This is a genomic window from Mesorhizobium sp. M1399 (genome assembly GCF_040317735.1).
GTDB lineage: Bacteria > Pseudomonadota > Alphaproteobacteria > Rhizobiales > Rhizobiaceae > Mesorhizobium.
The window spans coordinates 185,925-205,283 of record NZ_JAMYKZ010000012.1; the positions used below are offsets into that span (position 1 = coordinate 185,925).

At 62.2% G+C, this 19,359-nt stretch carries 17 protein-coding genes; 8 read left to right on the top strand and 9 right to left on the bottom strand.

What is annotated here, in order from left to right; genetic code table 11:
- The first annotated feature begins 48 nt into the window (after positions 1-48).
- The 4 genes from NKH05_RS22285 to NKH05_RS22300 all read left to right on the top strand — a co-directional run bounded on the left by NKH05_RS22285 (position 49) and on the right by NKH05_RS22300 (position 4,208).
- Positions 49-1,713 carry an ABC transporter substrate-binding protein gene (locus NKH05_RS22285; protein WP_023717335.1) on the top strand — a complete coding sequence of 555 codons (1,665 nt, stop codon included), beginning with the start codon at positions 49-51 and terminating at the stop codon, positions 1,711-1,713.
- A gap of 128 nt (positions 1,714-1,841) precedes the next feature.
- Entirely contained in the window at positions 1,842-2,963 is a 1,122-nt protein-coding gene (locus NKH05_RS22290) for a carbohydrate ABC transporter permease (RefSeq protein ID WP_352856174.1), read from the top strand.
- Positions 2,964-2,976: 13 nt separating this feature from the next.
- Complete coding sequence (locus tag NKH05_RS22295; RefSeq protein WP_353026079.1) at positions 2,977-3,894, top strand: carbohydrate ABC transporter permease; 918 nt, start codon at positions 2,977-2,979, stop codon at positions 3,892-3,894.
- Positions 3,895-4,004: 110 nt separating this feature from the next.
- Positions 4,005-4,208, top strand: a complete 204-nt coding sequence (locus NKH05_RS22300; protein WP_352856090.1) for a hypothetical protein — start codon at positions 4,005-4,007, stop codon at positions 4,206-4,208.
- A gap of 7 nt (positions 4,209-4,215) precedes the next feature.
- On the opposite strand, the gene NKH05_RS22305 is transcribed toward NKH05_RS22300, so the two are convergent.
- Positions 4,216-4,959, bottom strand: coding sequence for a creatininase family protein (locus NKH05_RS22305; protein WP_023717331.1), 744 nt, complete (start codon positions 4,957-4,959; stop codon positions 4,216-4,218).
- Positions 4,960-4,964: 5 nt separating this feature from the next.
- On the bottom strand, positions 4,965-5,531 hold the full coding sequence (locus NKH05_RS22310) for an SIS domain-containing protein (RefSeq protein WP_352856093.1): 567 nt from the start codon (positions 5,529-5,531) through the stop codon (positions 4,965-4,967).
- Between the two features lie 184 nt (positions 5,532-5,715).
- On the opposite strand from NKH05_RS22310, the gene NKH05_RS22315 reads away from it, so the two are divergent.
- A complete protein-coding gene (locus NKH05_RS22315; RefSeq protein WP_352856096.1) occupies positions 5,716-6,738 on the top strand; it encodes an aldo/keto reductase in 1,023 nt (340 codons plus the stop codon).
- Positions 6,739-6,825: 87 nt separating this feature from the next.
- On the opposite strand, the gene NKH05_RS22320 is transcribed toward NKH05_RS22315, so the two are convergent.
- From NKH05_RS22320 to NKH05_RS22335, 4 genes are all read right to left on the bottom strand, one after another.
- Positions 6,826-7,098: an HU family DNA-binding protein gene (locus tag NKH05_RS22320; protein WP_006201846.1), complete on the bottom strand. Its 273-nt coding sequence runs from the start codon at positions 7,096-7,098 to the stop codon at positions 6,826-6,828.
- Positions 7,099-7,294: 196 nt separating this feature from the next.
- Positions 7,295-9,706: an endopeptidase La gene (lon, locus tag NKH05_RS22325; RefSeq protein WP_023674656.1), complete on the bottom strand. Its 2,412-nt coding sequence runs from the start codon at positions 9,704-9,706 to the stop codon at positions 7,295-7,297.
- A 280-nt stretch (positions 9,707-9,986) separates the two neighbouring features.
- Complete coding sequence (gene clpX / locus NKH05_RS22330) at positions 9,987-11,261, bottom strand: ATP-dependent Clp protease ATP-binding subunit ClpX (protein WP_006332719.1); 1,275 nt, start codon at positions 11,259-11,261, stop codon at positions 9,987-9,989.
- A 304-nt stretch (positions 11,262-11,565) separates the two neighbouring features.
- Complete coding sequence (locus tag NKH05_RS22335) at positions 11,566-12,195, bottom strand: ATP-dependent Clp protease proteolytic subunit (protein ID WP_023674655.1); 630 nt, start codon at positions 12,193-12,195, stop codon at positions 11,566-11,568.
- A gap of 347 nt (positions 12,196-12,542) precedes the next feature.
- On the opposite strand from NKH05_RS22335, the gene NKH05_RS22340 reads away from it, so the two are divergent.
- Positions 12,543-13,133, top strand: a complete 591-nt coding sequence (locus tag NKH05_RS22340; RefSeq protein ID WP_352856099.1) for a hypothetical protein — start codon at positions 12,543-12,545, stop codon at positions 13,131-13,133.
- Positions 13,134-13,137: 4 nt separating this feature from the next.
- Here NKH05_RS22340 and NKH05_RS22345 read toward each other — a convergent pair whose 3' ends face one another.
- Positions 13,138-14,241, bottom strand: coding sequence for an NAD(P)/FAD-dependent oxidoreductase (locus NKH05_RS22345; RefSeq protein WP_352999685.1), 1,104 nt, complete (start codon positions 14,239-14,241; stop codon positions 13,138-13,140).
- 195 nt (positions 14,242-14,436) lie between these two features.
- Between NKH05_RS22345 and NKH05_RS22350 the strand changes: the two genes are divergently transcribed.
- Positions 14,437-15,684 (top strand): cytochrome P450, encoded by a 1,248-nt coding sequence (locus NKH05_RS22350; protein ID WP_353026081.1) that lies wholly within the window; start codon positions 14,437-14,439, stop codon positions 15,682-15,684.
- A gap of 33 nt (positions 15,685-15,717) precedes the next feature.
- Here the strand turns inward: NKH05_RS22350 and NKH05_RS22355 are convergent, their stop codons facing one another.
- Complete coding sequence (locus NKH05_RS22355) at positions 15,718-16,068, bottom strand: cupin domain-containing protein (protein WP_352640074.1); 351 nt, start codon at positions 16,066-16,068, stop codon at positions 15,718-15,720.
- A gap of 5 nt (positions 16,069-16,073) precedes the next feature.
- Entirely contained in the window at positions 16,074-17,357 is a 1,284-nt protein-coding gene (locus NKH05_RS22360; protein WP_023717324.1) for an O-acetylhomoserine aminocarboxypropyltransferase, read from the bottom strand.
- Positions 17,358-17,717: 360 nt separating this feature from the next.
- On the opposite strand from NKH05_RS22360, the gene NKH05_RS22365 reads away from it, so the two are divergent.
- A complete protein-coding gene (locus tag NKH05_RS22365) occupies positions 17,718-19,337 on the top strand; it encodes a PLL family lectin (protein WP_352587760.1) in 1,620 nt (539 codons plus the stop codon).
- Positions 19,338-19,359 lie beyond the last annotated feature (22 nt).

Genomic DNA, 19,359 nt, shown 5'->3' on the forward strand with positions numbered 1-19,359 from the left:
GCTCCACCATCTGAACCAATTCACGATTGATCTTCTGGGAGGAACGAGATGAAAGTCAGCCTTTATAACCAACTTGTCCGCGCCGGGGCCACCCGCCGCGACGTGCTGAAGGGAGCGGCCAGCATGGCCGCCCTCGCCGCGGCCTCAAGCGCCGGACTTGGTGCCCTGACGCGCCCGGCTGCGGCCGCCGATGACCTGCGCGCGCAGATCCTGCAGATCCCGGGCGTCGGCAAGGGTCAGCCGACCGATGCCGATTTCCAGCAGGTCGGCGAGCTTTGCCTGGGCGCCACCAAGGCCAATGTCAAGGAAGGCGAATTCGCCGGTGTCGAACTCACCTTCATGGGCCTCAACAATCAGAACCTGCACAATGTGCTGTTTCGCGGCTTCCTGAAGCCGTGGGAGACCTATACCGGCGCCAAGATCAACTGGATCGACCTGGCGCAGGCTGACTACAACGCCCGCCTGCAGCAGTCGATTGCGACCGGCACCGTCGATTTCGACATCATCGAAATGGGAGCACCGTTCGAAGGCGACGTCTGCGGCAAGGGTCTCACCTCCGAGATGCCGGACTGGGTCAAGGACCAGATCGACATGAAGGACGTCGTGGCCTATCTGCAGCCGCCGGTCGGCACCTGGGACGGCAAGCAATATCGCGTCACCGTTGACGGCGACGCGCATAACTTCAACTACCGCACCGACGTGTTCGCCGATGCCGACCTCGCCAAGGCCTGGAAGGACGGCGGCGGAGAAGGCGAATGGGGCGTGCCGAAGACCTGGCAGCAGGTGCAGGCGGTGACGAAATTCCTCAAGGGCAAGCAGGTAAACGGCCAGGATGTCTTTGGCTACCTCGATGCGCCCAAGCCCTGGGGCGGTTTCGGCTTCTATTTCCTCGGCAGCCGCGCCAGCGCCTACGCCAAGCATCCCGATGACAAGGCATGGCTGTTCGATGCCGACACGATGAAGCCGCGCGTCAACAATCCGGCATGGGTGCGGGCGATCCAGGACGTCATCGATGCCCTGCCCTCCGAACCTGCCGACCAGATCAACGCCGACCCGAATACCACCGCCTTCCAGCAATTCCTGGCAGGCACCGGTTCGATGGTCACCTGGTGGGGCGACGTCGGTTCGAACGTCAAGACCAACGATTCCTCGGTCGTCGGCGACATCACCGGCTTCTCGATCCTGCCGGGCTCGGACGATGTCTACAACTCCAAGACCGGCCAGTGGGACAAGCTCGCCAGCGGGCCGAACCATGCGCCGAACTGCGCCTATCTCGGCTGGGGCGTCTATGTCATGGCCCGCGTCGACGGCGACGAAAAGAAGAAGAAGGCGGCCTGGTCTGCCGCCGCCCATCTCGGCGGCAAGGACCTGTCGCTCTGGTGCGCGGCCTATCCGTCGGGTTTCCAGCCCTATCGCAACTCGCATTTCAACATTCCGGAATGGGTGGCGGCGGGCTACGACGAGGCGTTCATCACCTCGTATCTGAAGTCGGAAGCCGACAGCTACAACCATCCGAACGCGGCGATCGAGCCGCGTATCCCCGGCATCTTCCAGTATTACAGCGCCGCCGAGGACATTTTGGCCAACACCTTTGCCGGCAAGATGAAGGCGCAGGAAGGCGCCGACGCCATCGCAGCCGCCTGGGAGAAGCTGACCGACCAGATCGGCCGCGACAACCAGATCAAGCTCTACAAGGCCTCACTCGGCATGTAGGTTGAGATAGTGAAACTTGGTCCGGCGGCGTACAGCCGCCGGACCTCCCCTTGACCGACTTGGCCTCGACCGGCTCGGCCGGTCATCGAGCCTCCTGTGAACGGGCAAGACGCGTGGCTGACCGGACCCTGACTGACCAGACTCTGTCGACAAGTGAATGGCCGGCAGGCGCCGTGCCATCCGACCTGATACCGCGGAGCCGCAAACGGCTTGGCTGGGCGCTGATGGCTGCTGCAACGCTAGGCCTTCTGGCGGTGATTGCGCTGCAGATCCTTTACAAGAGCGATGTCGACACTATCGGCTTCGAGACGTGGCGGCCGGTGGTCTACGCCTATGTGCTGTGGGGTGTCGCGCTCGGCATCGGCCAGGTGCTGACGCGCGGCGAGGATGGCCAGCGCGCGTTGTTCCTGCTGCCGGCGCTGCTGTTCACCATTGCCATGGTGATCTTCCCGACATTGTTCGGCTTCTACATCGCGCTGACCGACTGGAACCTCAGTTCCTTCAGCGGCCGGCAGTTCAACGGGCTCGACAATTTCTGGCAGATGCTGAACGACGCCTATTATCGCAACGCCCTGTTCAACATGGTGCTCTACGTGCTGGCCGTGTTCGTCGAATATGTCATCGCCTTTGGCCTGGCGCTGCTGCTCAACGCGCAGATCCGGGCGCGAAAATTCTTCCGCGTCGTCTTTCTCATGCCCCTGATGCTGTCGCCGGTGGCTGTGTCGTGGATGATCGGCAAGTCGCTGATGGAATACCGCTTCGGGCCGGCCGCAACGCTGGCGCGGCATCTCGGCTGGGAAAACCCGGCCTTCTTCTCCAATCCGATCACCGCCCGCATCTCGATCATGGTGCTCGATGCCTGGACGTTCATCCCGTTCATGATGATCATGCTGCTTGCCGGCCTGCAGGCGATGTCGCGCGAGGTGCTCGAGGCAGCGCGTGTCGATGGCGCCACCGCCTGGCAGACCTTCTGGCAGGTCACCTTCCCGCTGATGCTGCCGGTCTCGGTGACGGCGGTCATCCTGCGCATCATCTTCAAGCTGAAGCTCGCCGATATCATCATCACCGTTACCTCCGGCGGCCCGGGCGGCGCGACTGATTCGGTGTCGAGCTTCATCTACCGCGAATATCGCGACCGTTCGAATGTCGGCTACGGCACGATGCTGGCGATGGCCTATTTGATCATCATCATCGTGTTTGTGACCTGGCTACTGAAATTCGCCAGCCGCTTCGTGCGCAACGTCAACTGATCGGGCCGGCAAGATGAGCGTTCAAACCACCGACTTTGCCGCCTCCGAAATCCGCTCGCCGGCGGCGTTCTTCGCCAACCGCGTCTTCGTCTACGGTGCCCTCATCTTCTGGGCCTTCATCTGCCTGTTCCCAATCTATTGGACGATAACCACCTCGTTCAAGACCGCGGTCGACGTCACCCAGGGCCATCTGATCCCGTTCGTCGATTTCAAACCCGACTGGAAGGGCTGGCGTTCGCTTGGCCTGTCGCCGGACTCGATCTTTCGGACGTCGACGGTGCGCGACGAATTCATCAAGCGCTTCATGAATTCGGTCATCACTTCGGTCGGCGCGTCGACCCTCGCCATCGTCATCGGCAGCCTCGCCGCCTATGGGCTGACCCGCTATCGTTACAAGTTCGCCTGGTTCAGGAACGAGGACATTTCCTTCTTCTTCCTGTCGCAGTTGATCCTGCCGCCGGTGGTATTGGCCCTGCCCTTCCTCGTGCTCTACCGGGAAGTCGGCCTGCTCGACACGCGCGTCGGGCTGATCCTGCTCTACACGCTGATGGTACTGCCGATCGTCATCTGGATCATGCGCGACCAGTTCAATTCGATCCCTGTCGAGTTGGAGGAGGCAGCACTCGTCGATGGCCTGTCGATCTGGGGTGCCTTCTTGCGCATCGTCATGCCGATCGCGCTGCCGGGCATGGTCGCGGCCTTCATCCTGGCGATGGTGCTGTGCTGGAACGAGTATTTCTTCGCCGCGCTTTTGACCTCGACCGATGCCAAGACCATTCCTGTCATGGTGGCGAGCCAGACCGGCTCACAAGGCATCAACTGGTGGTCGATGGCAGCGCTTGCCACCGCGGCCATCACACCGCTCGCCGTCATCGGCATTGCGCTCGAGCGTTACCTGATCATGGGCATGACGGCGGGCGCGGTGAAATAGGCGATGGCCAACAAATACTGGTTCGCACGCAACAGGCGCGGCAGCGGCTACGCCAAAGGCGTGATGCCGATCAGTTGGGAAGGCCGGGCCGTAGTCGCCGGTTTTTTGTGATGGCGATGATTGCCGGCGGCTTGATCATGCTGCTTCTCGGCCTCTACGCGAACCTGATGGCACTCGGCATCGTGATTTACGTCCTGCTGGCTATCTGCGGCGCCGGCACGTTCATCTGGGCTGCGGCGACCAAGGTCGATCCCGAAAAGACCATGGCCGACTATCAGGCGGAAAGGCTAAGAGCCCGGTCGTCCGGGATCTAGACAGCACCTAACCCAAAAGTGTTGCCCGCAAATGATCGAGGATCATGGCAACCCCTTTTTGCCCCAGTTCCGCCGAGGCTTCGGGCGCACTTGCCGTGTACCAGCCGGTGTTGTCGGCGAAGCGGCCCGCATCCACCGCTTCCGGGCACAGCGCCAGCATCAGTGACGTCTCGCCGGTGCCGGCATGGTCGAACGGGTACTGGCTGTGCATTGAAGCCGGCATCAGCGGATGCACCTGTACCCAGTTGAAGAAATTGCTGCCCTCGGCGTGCTCGGCATAATAGTCAGCCATCGCCGCAGAGCCCCACCAGCCTTCGCCGCGTTCTTTCTCCAGGAAGCGGAAGATCGCTTGTCGGCCGGCGGCCTTGAAGGCGAGATCGGTTGGCATGCCGGCAGCAAAATTCTCGGTTTGGTGGTGAATGATGGCGTGGATGTTGCGGAAGCCAATGCGCAGCAAGCTGTAGAACAATTCTTCCGCAAATGGCGCCAGCACATTGCCGCCGACCTGCACCGAGCCGCTGCCTTCCGGCGCCGCAACGGCATAGCTTGCCGCGCCGTAATAGAAGGGCGGCAGAATGACGATTTCGGCCTCCGTTTCGAACAGTTCCAGGCTCTTGACCACGGCCAGCGTGTCCATGCCGACGGCCATGTGCTCGCCGTGATATTCGAGCACACCGAGCGGCAACACGACCGGCCGGTTCTCGGCGATCGCCTTGCGGATCTGGTGCGGCAGCATCAGTTCGTAGCGCATGACACCTACTCCATATTGGTGTGGCGGGCGCGCATCGCTTCCGGCGAGACGCCGGTCAGATCCCTGAGCTTCAGCACCATCACTTCGAAGAGGACGAACAGCGCGCCTTCGAACACCGAGCCCATCGGCAGGACGGATGTCTTTTCCGGACCCTGGTCGTCGGCCATGGTCTGAGCCGGGATAAGCAGCGTGAAGTCGGCCAGCTTCGCGGCAGTGCTGTCGGCTTGCGCGGTGAGCAGCAGGACGACGGCACCGGCCTCGCGCGCGACCCGCATCAAGGTCAGCACCGTCGATGTCTCGCCCGGGCCGGAGCTGGCGAGGAAGACATCGCCCGCGTCCAGCGGCGGCGTGGTCATGTCGCCGACGACCGACACCGGCAGACCGAGATGGTAGAGCCGCATGGCAAAACCCTGGACCTGCAGCGCCTCGCGGCCGCAGCCATAGGTGACGATCTTTTTCGCGCCGGCCAAGATGGCGCAAGCCGCGTCAATGCGGCTTTCGTTGATACGCTCCAGCACGGTGCCAAGCTCGCTCAGCGCAATCCCAAACAGGTTTTCGCCGTCGTCCGTCATGACATTTGCACCAGCTTGCAGGTACCGGAGAACCACATGAACATCTCAGTCACATTTGCCCCGAACAGCTTGTTTTCATTCATGCTATCACCGCGAAAATTGGTGTCCAACGACACGCAGTGCTTTTGATGCGCCACAGCCGTGATAGTGTCACGGCAAATCGCAAATGAGGAAACGACAGCATATGAAGACACGGCATTTCGACCGCATCGGCAATGGCGGCATCAACTTCACCGAGCTCGGCTTCGGCACCGCGCCGCTCGGCAATCTCTATCGCGCCGTGTCCGATGAGGATGCCAATGCGACGCTGGAGGCGGCATGGCGGGTCGGCTGCCGCTACTACGACACCGCACCGCTCTATGGGCTCGGCCTCGCCGAAACGCGGCTCAATCCGTTCCTGCGTTCGAAGAGGCGCGACGACTACGTGCTGTCGAGCAAGGTCGGGCGCATCATGCGCGCCTGCCCGCCGGAACAGCGCACCGGCATCGGCAAGTTCTTCGACACGCCGACGCGCCGCGAGGTCTACGACTACAGCTATGACGGCGTCATGCGCTCGTTCGAAGCCTCGCTGGAACGGCTCGGCGTCGACCGCATCGACATCCTCTTCGTGCACGATGTCGACATCTTCACCCATGGCAGCAAGGAAGCCTCGGACCAGCGCATCCAGGAATTCATGAGCTCCGGCTACTATGGATTGCTGGCACTGCGCGACCAGGGCGTAATCAAGGCGTTCGGCGGCGGCATCAATGAGTGGCCGGTTGCCCAGACGCTGGCCGAGCGCGGCGATTTCGACCTGTTCCTGCTTGCCGGGCGCTATACGCTGCTGGAGCAGGAGGCGCTGCAGTCTTTCCTGCCTCTATGCCAGCAACGCGGCATCGGCATCGTTCTCGGCGGGCCGTACAATTCCGGCATCCTGGCAACCGGGCCGAAGCCCGGCGCCTACTACAATTATTCGGAGGCGCCGCAGGATATCATCGACCGCGTCACCCGCATCGAGGCCGTCTGCAAGCGCCACGGCGTGCGCCTGATCGAGGCGGCACTGCAGTTCCCGCTGCTGCATCCTTCGGTCGTGTCGGTAGTCCCGGGCGGCCAGCGGCCGGGCGAAGTCGAAAGCAATCGCTCGCTGCTCGACACAAAACTGCCATCGGCGCTGTGGGCCGATCTCAAGAAAGAAGGCTTGATGCGCACGGATGCGCCGACGGCATAGCGCCGCCTTTCCAACGACCTGCGGGCACAGAAAAGAAAAACCGGATATGCCGGCTTTTCTTTTCTCTGAAAGACTTAAGGAGGGCGCTTAGTTGACCGCGTCCTTGAGGCCCTTGCCGGCCGAGAACTTCGGCACGGTGCGCGCCGGGATCTTCACTTCCGCACCGGTCTGCGGATTGCGGCCGGTCGACGCGGCGCGTTTTGACACGGTGAAATTTCCGAAGCCGACAAGCCGGACATCGCCGCCCTTTTTCAGTTCGCCGGTGATGACGGAAAACACCGCATCAACCGCCGACTGCGCGTCACCCTTCGAAATACTCGCGGCATCGGCGACAGCGGACACCAGTTCGTTCTTGTTCATAAAAATTCCCTTCCATGAGAAAACCGGAACACTCGACTCATCCGGCAGGAAACGGACTTTAGAAAGAAGCGCTCCGCCAACCAAGTCGAAAAGCGCCAAGAAAGTCGAAAAAAGCCCGGAAATCCGGGGTTCTTCACATGAAAAAGCCGGGCTCAAGGCCCGGCTCTCTCTTTGTGCATTGCAACTTTAGCAAGAACTAATGCGCCAGCGATTTACCAGCCTCGTCTCCGACATCGACCACGGCCGGCGCATTGACGGGTTCGACCCACTGGATCGGTTCCGGCATGCGCACCAGCGCATGGCGCAACACTTCGCCAACGCGTGAGACCGGAATGATCTCCATGCCGCTCTTCACGTTCTCCGGAATCTCCGCCAGATCCTTGGCGTTCTCTTCCGGGATCAGCACCTTCTTGATGCCGCCGCGCAGTGCGGCAAGCAGCTTTTCCTTAAGGCCGCCGATCGGCAGCACCCTGCCGCGCAGCGTGATCTCGCCGGTCATCGCCACATCGGCCTTGACCGGGATACCGGTCAACACCGAGACGATCGCCGTCGCCATCGCCACGCCAGCCGACGGTCCGTCCTTAGGCGTTGCGCCTTCTGGCACGTGCACGTGGATATCGCGCTTGTCGAACAGCGGCGGCTCGACGCCGAAATCGATGGCCCGCGAGCGGACGTAAGAGGCCGCCGCCGAGATCGATTCCTTCATCACGTCGCGCAGATTGCCGGTCACCGTCATGCGGCCCTTGCCGGGCATCATGACGCCTTCCACCGTCAACAGCTCGCCGCCGACTTCCGTCCAGGCGAGCCCGGTGACCACGCCAACCTGATCGTCGCTCTCGACCTGGCCGAAGCGGAAGCGCGGAACACCAAGGTAATCGGCAAGATTGTCCGCCGTGATGTTGATCGTCTTCTTCTTCGTCTTCAGGATCTCGGTCACCGCCTTGCGCCCGAGCTTCATCAGCTCGCGCTCCAGGCTCCTGACGCCCGCTTCACGGGTGTAGGTCTGGATGATGCCGCGGATCGCGTCCTCGCCGACGGAGAACTCCTTCGGCTGCAACGCGTGGTCGCGGATCACCTTGGGCATCAGGTGACGCTTGGCGATTTCGATCTTCTCGTCCTCGGTGTAACCGGCGATACGGATGATCTCCATGCGGTCCATCAAGGGCGCAGGGATGTTCAGCGTGTTCGCCGTCGTCACGAACATCACGCTCGACAGGTCGTATTCGACCTCGAGGTAATGGTCCATGAACGTCGAGTTCTGCTCGGGATCGAGCACCTCGAGCAAAGCCGATGACGGATCGCCGCGGAAATCCTGGCCCATCTTGTCGATCTCGTCGAGCAGGAAGAGCGGGTTGGATTTCTTCGCCTTCTTCATCGACTGGATGACCTTGCCGGGCATCGAGCCGATATAGGTGCGGCGGTGACCACGGATCTCGGCCTCGTCGCGCACGCCGCCCAGCGCCATGCGGATGAACTCACGACCGGTCGCCTTGGCGATCGACTTGCCGAGCGAGGTCTTGCCGACGCCGGGAGGTCCGACGAGGCACAGGATCGGCCCCTTCAGCTTCTTCTGGCGGCTCTGCACGGCGAGGTATTCGACGATGCGGTCCTTGACCTTGTCGAGGCCGAAATGATCCGTATCGAGCACGTTCTGGGCAAAGGCCAGATCCTGCTTGACCTTGGAGTTCCTGCCCCACGGGATCGACAGCAGCCAGTCGAGATAGTTGCGCACGACGGTCGATTCAGCCGACATCGGCGACATCGTCCGCAGCTTCTTCAGTTCGGCTTCCGCCTTTTCGCGGGCCTCCTTGGAGAGCTTGGTCTTCTTGATGCGCGCCTCGATCTCGGCGGCCTCGTCGCGGCCGTCCTCGCCTTCGCCGAGCTCCTTCTGGATCGCCTTCATCTGCTCGTTGAGGTAGTATTCGCGCTGCGTCTTCTCCATCTGGCGCTTGACGCGCGAGCGGATGCGCTTCTCGACCTGGAGCACCGAGATTTCGGCTTCCATGAAGCCCATCGCCTTCTCCAGCCGTTCCTTGACGGAAAGCGTGGCGAGCATCTCCTGCTTCTCGGGGATCTTGATGGCAAGATGCGAGGCGACCGTGTCGGCGAGCTTGGAATAGTCGTCGATCTGGCTGGCGGCACCCACCACTTCGGGCGAGATCTTCTTGTTCAGCTTGACGTAGTTCTCGAAGTCGGTGACGACGGAACGAGCCAGCGCCTCGACCTCGACCTCTTCCTCTTCCGGTTCGACCAGCGCCGCAGCACGGGCCTCATGGAAGTCGGGACGGTCGGTGAACGCGACGATTTTCGCGCGCGAGGCGCCTTCGACCAGCACCTTCACGGTGCCGTCCGGCAGTTTCAGCAATTGCAGCACATTGGCGAGCGTGCCGATGTCAAAGATGGCATCGGGCTCCGGATCGTCGTCGGCGGCATTCATCTGGGTCGCAAGCAGGATCTGCTTTTCCTGACCCATCACTTCTTCCAGCGCCTTGATCGACTTTTCACGCCCGACGAAGAGCGGAACGATCATGTGCGGGAACACCACGATGTCGCGCAGTGGGAGGACTGCGAAGACGCCGTCGCTGGGAGCCTTGGATAATTTGGCCATTGTCCAACCTTTCATGTCGCGGCCGCCAATCGGCCAACCGCGAATCTCATATTAACGACCGGGGATCGTTCCGCCTACCACCGTTTGTGACGGGAGTTTTACAGCACAGAATTCGGCACCACGGCCTTCTGCCTTTAGTTGGAGGCACGGCGGGTAAAGATCAAGGGTCAACACGGTCCGTCCCTCCAATCCGCAGCCATTACGCGGCGCCGTACGCGGTGTGCGACAGCAAAACGGCGCCCCGCGGCGCCGTTTCAGAAAAATCCATTGCCGGCTCACGTCAGGCGCTGACGTTGCCCTTCTTTTCCTTCTGCTCGGAATAGATGTAGAGCGGCCTGGCGTTGCCTGACACCACCTCTTCCGAAATAACGACTTCGCGCACGCCTTCCAGCGCCGGCAGCTCGAACATGGTGTCGAGCAGGATCGCTTCCATGATCGAACGCAGGCCGCGCGCGCCGGTCTTGCGCTCGATGGCGCGCTTGGCGATCGCCGACAGCGCGTTCTCGTGGAAGGTCAGGTCAACATTCTCCATCTCGAACAGCCGCTGATACTGCTTGACCAGCGCGTTCTTCGGCTCGGTCAGGATCTGGATCAGTGCCGGCTCGTCGAGGTCCTCCAGCGTCGCCAGGACAGGCAGACGGCCGACGAACTCGGGAATGAGGCCGAACTTCAAGAGATCCTCAGGCTCGACCAGGCGGAAAACATCGCCGGTGCGGCGATCCTCGGGCGAAGCGACGATGGCGCCGAAACCGATCGAGGTCTTCCTGCCACGATCCGAGATGATCTTGTCCAGGCCGGCAAAAGCGCCGCCGCAGATGAACAGGATGTTGGCGGTGTCGACCTGCAGGAATTCCTGCTGCGGATGCTTCCGGCCGCCCTGCGGCGGCACGGAGGCGACAGTGCCTTCCATGATCTTCAAAAGTGCCTGCTGCACGCCCTCGCCCGACACATCGCGGGTGATCGAGGGATTGTCCGACTTGCGCGAGATCTTGTCGATCTCGTCGATATAGACAATGCCGCGCTGGGCGCGCTCGACATTGTAGTCGGCCGACTGCAACAGCTTCAGGATGATGTTCTCGACGTCCTCGCCGACATAGCCGGCCTCGGTCAGCGTCGTCGCGTCGGCCATGGTGAAGGGAACGTCGATGATGCGGGCCAGCGTCTGCGCCAGCAACGTCTTGCCGCAACCGGTCGGGCCGATCAGCAGGATGTTCGACTTCGCCAGCTCGACGTCGTTGTTCTTGCCGGCATGGGCGAGGCGCTTGTAGTGGTTGTGGACGGCCACCGACAGCACGCGCTTGGCGTAGGGCTGACCGATGACGTAGTCGTCGAGAACCTTGAGGATTTCCTGCGGGGTCGGCACGCCCTCGCGCGACTTCACCATCGAGGTCTTGTTCTCCTCGCGGATGATGTCCATGCACAGCTCGACGCATTCGTCGCAGATGAACACCGTCGGCCCGGCGATCAGCTTGCGCACTTCGTGCTGGCTTTTGCCGCAAAACGAGCAATAAAGCGTGTTCTTGGAATCACCGCTGTTGTTGCCGACCTTGCTCATTTTCATGTCCTTTCATGGCCGCCCGCCGATGGTCTGGTTGAAAGGGCGCATATTCAATCTATCGCGGGAATCCGCCGCCGCCAGTGCCCCGGCTCCCGCAACGCATTCCGTACGAAACACAAATCGGAAAACGGGGCAATGATTCGAACAACCCCACGCAAAGCTAAGCCGTCGAAAATCAACATAGCCTTAACGTAGGCAATTGCACCCGTCGAGGGAACAGCCAATTGTGGCCGAAATGCCGCAAGCTGCGCCAAAAGCGTGTGATCCCGCCACTCACTGCCACCGCGGGGCCACCGCGTGCCTATAAGGCAATACCTTCGACCGGCTCACGTGACGAAATGACCTTGTCGATAAGGCCGAAATCCCTGGCCTCGTCGGCAGTCATGAAATGGTCACGGTCGAGCGTTTTTTCAATCTCATCGTAGCTCTTGCCGGTGTGCTTGACGTAAACCTCGTTGAGGCGGCGCTTCAGTTTGATGATGTCCTGGGCATGGCGCTCGATGTCGGAGGCCTGGCCCTGGAAGCCGCCGGACGGCTGGTGGACCATGATGCGGGCGTTCGGCGTGGCAAAGCGCATGTCCTTGTGGCCCGCCGTCAAGAGCAGCGATCCCATCGATGCGGCCTGGCCGATGCAGAGCGTCGACACGGCGGGCTTGATGAACTGCATGGTGTCGTAGATCGCCATGCCGGAGGTGACGACGCCGCCGGGCGAGTTGATATAAAGGTTGATTTCCTTCTTCGGATTCTCCGCCTCGAGGAACAGCAGCTGCGCGCAGACCAGCGTCGCCATGCCGTCCTCGACCGGGCCGGTGATGAAAATGATGCGCTCCTTGAGGAGCCGCGAGAAAATGTCGTAGGCCCGCTCGCCGCGATTGGTCTGTTCGACCACCATCGGAACGAGGTTCATGTAGGTTTCGACGGGGTTCTTCATGGACTATCCCTTTTTGAGGATGGGATTCCGGCGCCGGAGATTTGCAATCGGGCAGAATCGGTTCTGGATCGTTATTGTGTAAATAGGATGCCGGCTCACCCTAGCGCAAGGCCGCCTCTCCTAGCCATCCGGTTAAGTCGAATCAAGGTTTCCAAACCAAGTTTCGCCCGTCGCCGTGCCGGCAGCCCTCTCCTGCCGCCGGAAGGGACGCTCATGCTTGGCCGTTTTTTAGCAGTTTCTTAACCGCATCGCTTAACGAAAAGCGGTGAAACCGCTTTTTCCAGCCGCGGCTTGCCCTACAATCCAACGTTGAACCCGCTTCACGCAGTTCAAACAGGGGGGGTGCGATGATCAGGAAAACCGCTTCCTTGGCTCTTACCGGCATCGCCGTACTCGGCATGGCATCCGAAACGGCGGCCGGCGGACGCGCGGTTGAATGCTACGAGCAGGTCAACCAGCCGGCCGTCTACGACACGGTCTATGAGAACGTGCTCGTCAGCCCAGCCGGCCAGCAGGTGGAATACGAGGCGCCAATCTACGGGACGCGCGAGCGCGTGGTGCAGATCGCGCCGGCGCGCGTCAGCTACGAGATCGTGCCCGCCATCACCCGCACCATCTACCGCTCCGTGAGGGTCGATGACGGCGGCTATTCCTGGGAATGGCGCATCATTCATGGCCGCAAGGTGCTGTGCAAGGTCAGGCACAAGGCGCGCTATGAACGCGTGGCCGAGATCGTCGTGGTTGAGCCGGAACGCCGGCGGCGCGTTGTCCTCCCCGCCGAATATGAGAGCGTCGCCGAAGAGGTGCTGGTGCGGCCGGAGCAACGGCGCATCGTCGACATTCCAGCGTCGTATCAGACGGTGGCTCGCCGCGTGGTGGTCAGGGAGGGCTCATCCAGCTGGCGGCGCGTGCATATTCCGAGGCATTGCCGATACTAGGCGCTCAGGCCGTCTCCGCCCTGAGCCATTTCTTCAGGCCGTCGACATCGCCATTGCCGACGCAGGCCGCAACCCTTCTGCCAACTGCCGCGCCGAACTTGTAGCCGTGGCCGGAGCAGGCCGAGACGACCAGGCATCTGCCTTTCTGGTGGGCCAGAAATTTCTCGTCGGCGGTAAAGGTGTAGGCGCAGGTGACCACTTCGGTGACCTTGTACTCCTCGATACGGGCAATCGGCGGCGAAAACAGATTGCGGATCGCCTCACCCTCGCCTGGTACCGGTTGACGGTTCCAGTCGGCATCGCTGGTCGGTACTCGGTGCAGGCCTGAGCCGAACTTCATGCCGGCGCCGCCGGAGGGCGGGATCACGTAGCCGTCGACGGAGCCACCGACGTCGAGCACAACCGGTGCTGCCTGCCAGGCTGCCTTCAGGTCCACTGGCGGTTCGACATAGGCGAGCGCGGTGCGCCAGGTTTTCAGCTCGCCATCCAGCTCCGGGAACAGTTTTAGCACCCAGGCGCCGGCGGCGACGACGATCCGGTCGGCCTGCATCGTCTCGCCGCTCGCAAGCACGACATGTCCGGCGTCGGCGTCGATCTCGACCACCTTGCTGTTTTCGAAGACATTGGCGCCGTTCGCGCGCAGCCATCTGGCGAGGCCCGAGGCGATCTTGCGGCAGTGCAAGGCGCCACCGTCCGGTGAAAAATACGCATAGCGAAATGAACCTGGTTCCAGGAACGGCCAGCGTTCGACCGCGGCATCCGGCTCGAACAATTCGAACGGGTAGTTCCCGGCTTCCATGCCTTCGCGGTATTCCTCGGCCTCATCTCCCGGCTCGCGCGAAATACAGATGAAACCGCGTGGATCGAGATGGCTTTCACCGAGATCGGACCACATCTCGTCCCAAGCTTGATAGGCTTCGGTGATCAGCCGGCCGTAGCCCGTCCTGGCCCGATAGGCGCGGCGAATGATGCGATGGTGGTCGCCGGAGGCGGCGAGCGGATTGGGGATCGGTCCCTGCTCGACGATCGAGACGAGGTGACCGGCCTTGACCAGCGACCACGCCGTGGAAAGCCCGGCAATGCCTGCACCGACCACGATCACATTCATGAAAACCGTCCTTCCACAACCGCTTTGGTGGCTCACCTCACGGGAGGGCCAACATACGGTCTGGCACCAGACTGGCAAGCCTTGGAGCGCCGCGCGTCCTTCGACGCGCAAAGGACGCTCCAACACTTTGAATCTGCGCATGATCCTTTCCGAAAACCGATTCCGGTTTTCGGGGTCATGCGCTAATGGTCTGGCATGACCGAATTGAAGCCGCCCTACCTTGCCTTTGATCCAGCCACCCGCCGACTGCGGCTCGATCCGCACGAGCCGGCTTTTTTTCAGGACCCTTACGAAGCCTACGCTTACCTGCACGGTGCATCGAGCGCCATCTTCTGGGAAGAATTTGGTTTCTGGTGCTTTGGCGGCTTCGACGACGTCAACCGTCTGCTGCGCGATCGCCGCTTCGGCCGGCAGAACCCGGCCGGCATTCCGGACAGCCGGGGCATCGGCCAGGATCGCACGCATCTCGGCGCCTTCGACGGCATCGAGGCCAATTCGATGCTGGAGCTGGAACCGCCCGTCCACACACGGCTCAGAACGCTGGTCAACCGCGCCTTCGTCTCGCGCCAGGTCGAGCGGCTCAGGCCGCGCGTCGAGGCGCTGGCCAACGAACTGATCGACCGTTTCGAACCAGGGGAAGTCGACCTGCTGCCGGCGTTCGCAGCTCCCTTGCCGATCACCATCATTGCCGAGATGCTCGGCGTACGGGTCGACATGGGTCCGCAGCTGCTCGACTGGTCGCATCGGATGGTCGCCATGTACATGCATGGCCGCACCCGCGAGACGGAGGACACGGCCAATCGCGCCGCGCGCGACTTTTCGAATTTTTTGCGCGGCTACGTGGCCGAGCGGCGAAAGAGGCCGGGCGAGGATCTTCTGTCGCTGCTGATTGCGGCACAGGAGGATGGCCAGAAACTGTCGGAGGACGAGCTGGTATCGTCGGCGATCCTGTTGCTCAATGCCGGCCATGAAGCAACCGTCCACCAGACCGGCAATGCGGTGCGCTCGATCCTTGCGCAAGGCGGCGACCCGCGCCGCTTCTTCGCCTCACCGGAAGCAACAGCCGCGACGGTCGAAGAGTGCCTGCGCTTCGACGCGCCGCTGCACATGTTCACGCGTTATGCCTATCAGGAGGTCGAGGCTGGGCCTGGGATCATCGTAGGCCCTGGCGAGACGATCGGTCTGCTGCTCGGCATGGCCAATCGCGATCCCGTCGCCTTTACCGAGCCCCTCGCCTTCAGGCCGGACCGCGCCGACCAGAAAAACCTGTCGTTCGGCGCCGGCATTCATTTCTGCATCGGCGCGCCGCTCGCCCGGCTCGAATTGCAGGTGTCGCTGAAAACCTTGTTCGAACGCCTGCCGCAGCTGCATCTTGCCGAACAACCACGCTTTCGCGACAGCTATCATTTCCATGGGCTGGAAACGCTCGCCGTGGGCTTTTGAGGATTCGATCCGATAGGCTCAGCCGACAGGCGATCAAAGCTTGATCACATACTCCTTGCGAGTCGTTTCAAGCACTTCCCAGCTCCCCTTGAAGCCCGGCCTCAGCACGAAACTATCGCCGGCTTTGACGGTGCGCGCCTTGCCGCCGTCTTCGGCGATCACCGAAACCCCTGACAGGATGTGGCAGAACTCCCATTCATCATATTCGATGCGCCATTTGCCTGGCGTCGCTTCCCAAATGCCGGCATAGAGGCCGCCGTCCTGTTCCTCGACATTCCAGGTGCGGAATTTCGGATCGCCCGAAATCAGGCGATCCGGCGCGGGTGCGCCAAGTTCCGGTGCGACGGTGTCGACGCCGACGGAAAGAAATCTCGGCGTGGTCATGGCGATCAGACCTTGGCGAGAGCCTGTTCCAGATCGGCGACGATGTCGTTGACGTCCTCGATGCCGACCGAAAGCCTGACCGTGTCCGGCCCTGCCCCGGCATTGATCTTCTGCTCGTCGGAAAGCTGGCGATGCGTGGTCGATGCCGGGTGGATGACCAGCGACTTGGTGTCGCCGACATTGGCCAGGTGCGAGAACAGCTCGAGCGCCTCGACGAACTTGATGCCCGCCGCGTAGCCGCCCTTCAGCCCGAAAGTGAACACCGCGCCGGCGCCCAGCGGCGAGTACTTCTTCTGCAACGCATTGTTCTTGTCGCTGGGCAGGCCGGGATAGGACACCCAGGCGACCTTGGGATGGTTGGAAAGCCATCCGGCGACCGCCGCCGCATTGTCGCAGTGGCGCTGCATCCTGAGCGGCAAGGTTTCCAGACCGGTCAGGATAAGGAATGCATTGAACGGCGAAATCGCCGCGCCGATGTCGCGCAGGCCGAGCACGCGCGCGGCGATGGCGAAGGCGAAATTGCCGAAGGTCTCATGCAGGACGAGGCCGCCATATTCGGGGCGCGGCACCGACAGCATCGGATATTTGCCCGACTTCGACCAGTCGAACGTGCCGCCGTCGACAATGGCGCCGCCGATCGAATTGCCATGGCCGCCGATGAACTTCGTCAGCGAATGCACGACGATGTCGGCGCCATGCTCGATTGGCCGCAGCAGGTAGGGCGAGGCCAGCGTGTTGTCGACAATCAGCGGCAGGCCGTGCTTGCGGGCAATGTCGCCGATCTTCTCGATATCGACGAAGACGCCGCCCGGATTGGCCAGGCTTTCGATGAAGATCGCCTTGGTCCTGTCGTCGATCTGGCTCTCGAAGGTCGAGATGTCATTGGTGTCGGCCCAGCGCACCTGCCAACCGAAATTCTTGAAGGCGTGGCCGAACTGGTTGATCGAGCCGCCGTAAAGCTTTGTCGCTGAAACGAAATTGTCGCCGGGCTGCATCAGATTGTGGAAGACCAGCACCTGCGCGGCATGGCCGGAGGCGACCGCAAGGCCTGCCGTGCCGCCTTCGAGTGCCGCGATGCGCTCTTCCAGCACCGCCTGTGTCGGGTTCATGATGCGGGTGTAGATGTTGCCGAACGCCTTCAGCCCGAACAGCGAGGCGGCGTGGTCGGCATCGTCGAAGACAAAGGAGGTCGTCTGATAGATCGGCGTCGCTCGCGCCCCAGTCGCCGGATCCGGCTTGGCGCCGGCATGGACGGCGAGCGTGTTGAACCCGGGCGTGCGCTGAACCATGTCGATATTCCTCTCCTGCCCACTGATACGGCCGGCATTGTTGGCCGATCATTGGCGCGAATGCAAAGGAGAAAAATTCCAGCCGACTTGTTCCTTCGGTGCAACCGGCTCGGGCATCGCGGGCTGAGGAGAATGGATTTGCGCCTCGCAAAAGATTGGGCCGGCGTGGCTCCCCGCCACAAGCCTGCTTCGCCGGCTCGCCACCCCGCGAAGCCGCCGCCTTCTTCCATAAGCCATCCGTAAGTCCGGCTCTGTCAGCCTGCGCGTCGGCAGCAATTTACTGCCTCCGACCATGGCAACAACCATGGGACTCCCAAGCATCCGCTGATGGACAAAGGCGATTATTCAAGGAGTATCTCAATGACGCTGCTGATCAATCTGCAAAGCATCAAGTGCCTCAACGAGACCAACGAGCTTTCGGCTTCCGACGAAGTCTACGTCCTGGTGAGCGTGGCGAACATGCGCCCCACCGCGCCGGGACTGCCCGCCGTGCCGGACCTCCAGGTCTTCAGCTTCGGCATCTTCGAGGACATGGACGACGATGACGAGCATCCCGTCACCGTGAACGGGCAACCGTTCTGGGGCACGAACGGAACCCCTCAGCCCATCCAGAATCCGGCCGACGTGGCAATTGTCGTCTCGCTGATGGAGCAGGACAACGGCTCGCCAAATCAATACCGGAACCTGGTGAGCATCAGGGGGGCGGCCTCGCTTACGGCGTCGCTCGGTGACCCCGACCCGCGCAATCGCGCGGCGCGGCTAACCAGCGACATCGGCAGCGTGTTGAACGGCATCGACCTGCCGATCCCCTTCGCGCTCGACGACGACCATCTCGGCACGCAGGAGCTCAGGCTGGAGGGGGCAGACCTGATAGATTTCGGCGTCAGGGACCGGCGCATGATCATCGAAGGCGACGGCGGAACCTACGAGCTGATCTTCCGGATCACCTTCGTCGGGACGTTGCGCGACGTGCCCGGCGTCAAGGGCATCGCATCGCTGGCCCGCATTCCGGGAAGCATGGAAATCTGGTGGGCCAGCCCCAGCGGGTCGATCGAGGTCGGCTTCTGGTACGACGGTGGCCGTTGGAACCGCTATCGCCTGGCACCGGACGGAAGTGCCGCGCCTGGCACCGCCATCGCCGCCGTCTCACGTATCCCGCAAAGCATGGAGGAATGGTGGATCGGCCCAGCTGGATCGGTCGAAGCCAACTTCTGGTACGAGGGGGGCCAGCCGACCCGCTATCAGCTGGCGCCGAACGGCAGCGCCGCTCCCGATGGCGGCATCGTAGCGGTATCGCGCATCCCGAACAGCATGGAGGTCTGGTGGATCGGTCCCAACGGCTCGATCGAGGCGGCCTTCTGGTACGAAGGGGGCCAGTGGACACGTTATCAGCTGGCACCGGACGGCAGCGCGGCGCGCGGCGGCAGTATCGCAGCCGTCTCGCGCATCCCGAACAGCATGGAGGTCTGGTGGATCGGGCCCAACGGCTCGATCGAAGTCGCCTTCTGGTATGAGGGCGGCCAATGGACGCGGTATCAGCTTTCACCGGACGGCAGCGCCGCCGTCGGCGGCACCATCGCCACGCTGTCGCGCATCCCGAACAGCCTCGAGCTCTGGTGGATCGGGCCGCACGGATCGGTCGAAGCCAACTTCTGGTATGAAGGCGGCCAGCCCACCCGCTATCAGCTCGCGCCGAACGGCAGCGCCGCGATCAATGGCGGCATTGCCGCAGTTTCCCGCATCCCTGGCAGTATGGAAGTGTGGTGGACGGGGCCGAATGGGTCGATGGAGGCCGCGTTCTGGTACGAGGGCGGACAGTGGACCCGTTATCAGCTCGCGCCGGACGGCAGCGCCGCGACCAATGGCGGTATTGCCGCGGTCTCCCGTATCCCGAGTAGCATGGAGCTGTGGTGGGTCGACGGCGGCGGACGGATCTCGGCCGCCTTCTGGTACGAAGGCGGACAGTGGACCCGGTACTAGCGATCGGCGGGCGGCACGATGA

What these genes read in the sequence shown, in the direction of transcription:
- clpX (WP_006332719.1), bottom strand. Translation starts at nt 11,261, where the DNA reads ATGAGCAAGGTCGGCAACAACAGCGGTGATTCCAAGAACACGCTTTAT.
- NKH05_RS22335 (WP_023674655.1), bottom strand. Translation starts at nt 12,195, where the DNA reads ATGAAGAACCCCGTCGAAACCTACATGAACCTCGTTCCGATGGTGGTC.
- NKH05_RS22360 (WP_023717324.1), bottom strand. Translation starts at nt 17,357, where the DNA reads ATGGTTCAGCGCACGCCCGGGTTCAACACGCTCGCCGTCCATGCCGGC.
- NKH05_RS22295 (WP_353026079.1), top strand. Translation starts at nt 2,977, where the DNA reads ATGAGCGTTCAAACCACCGACTTTGCCGCCTCCGAAATCCGCTCGCCG.
- NKH05_RS22285 (WP_023717335.1), top strand. Translation starts at nt 49, where the DNA reads ATGAAAGTCAGCCTTTATAACCAACTTGTCCGCGCCGGGGCCACCCGC.
- NKH05_RS22320 (WP_006201846.1), bottom strand. Translation starts at nt 7,098, where the DNA reads ATGAACAAGAACGAACTGGTGTCCGCTGTCGCCGATGCCGCGAGTATT.
- NKH05_RS22310 (WP_352856093.1), bottom strand. Translation starts at nt 5,531, where the DNA reads ATGACGGACGACGGCGAAAACCTGTTTGGGATTGCGCTGAGCGAGCTT.
- NKH05_RS22365 (WP_352587760.1), top strand. Translation starts at nt 17,718, where the DNA reads ATGACGCTGCTGATCAATCTGCAAAGCATCAAGTGCCTCAACGAGACC.
- NKH05_RS22300 (WP_352856090.1), top strand. Translation starts at nt 4,005, where the DNA reads ATGGCGATGATTGCCGGCGGCTTGATCATGCTGCTTCTCGGCCTCTAC.
- NKH05_RS22355 (WP_352640074.1), bottom strand. Translation starts at nt 16,068, where the DNA reads ATGACCACGCCGAGATTTCTTTCCGTCGGCGTCGACACCGTCGCACCG.
- NKH05_RS22345 (WP_352999685.1), bottom strand. Translation starts at nt 14,241, where the DNA reads ATGAATGTGATCGTGGTCGGTGCAGGCATTGCCGGGCTTTCCACGGCG.
- NKH05_RS22305 (WP_023717331.1), bottom strand. Translation starts at nt 4,959, where the DNA reads ATGCGCTACGAACTGATGCTGCCGCACCAGATCCGCAAGGCGATCGCC.
- lon (WP_023674656.1), bottom strand. Translation starts at nt 9,706, where the DNA reads ATGGCCAAATTATCCAAGGCTCCCAGCGACGGCGTCTTCGCAGTCCTC.
- NKH05_RS22340 (WP_352856099.1), top strand. Translation starts at nt 12,543, where the DNA reads ATGATCAGGAAAACCGCTTCCTTGGCTCTTACCGGCATCGCCGTACTC.
- NKH05_RS22350 (WP_353026081.1), top strand. Translation starts at nt 14,437, where the DNA reads ATGACCGAATTGAAGCCGCCCTACCTTGCCTTTGATCCAGCCACCCGC.
- NKH05_RS22315 (WP_352856096.1), top strand. Translation starts at nt 5,716, where the DNA reads ATGAAGACACGGCATTTCGACCGCATCGGCAATGGCGGCATCAACTTC.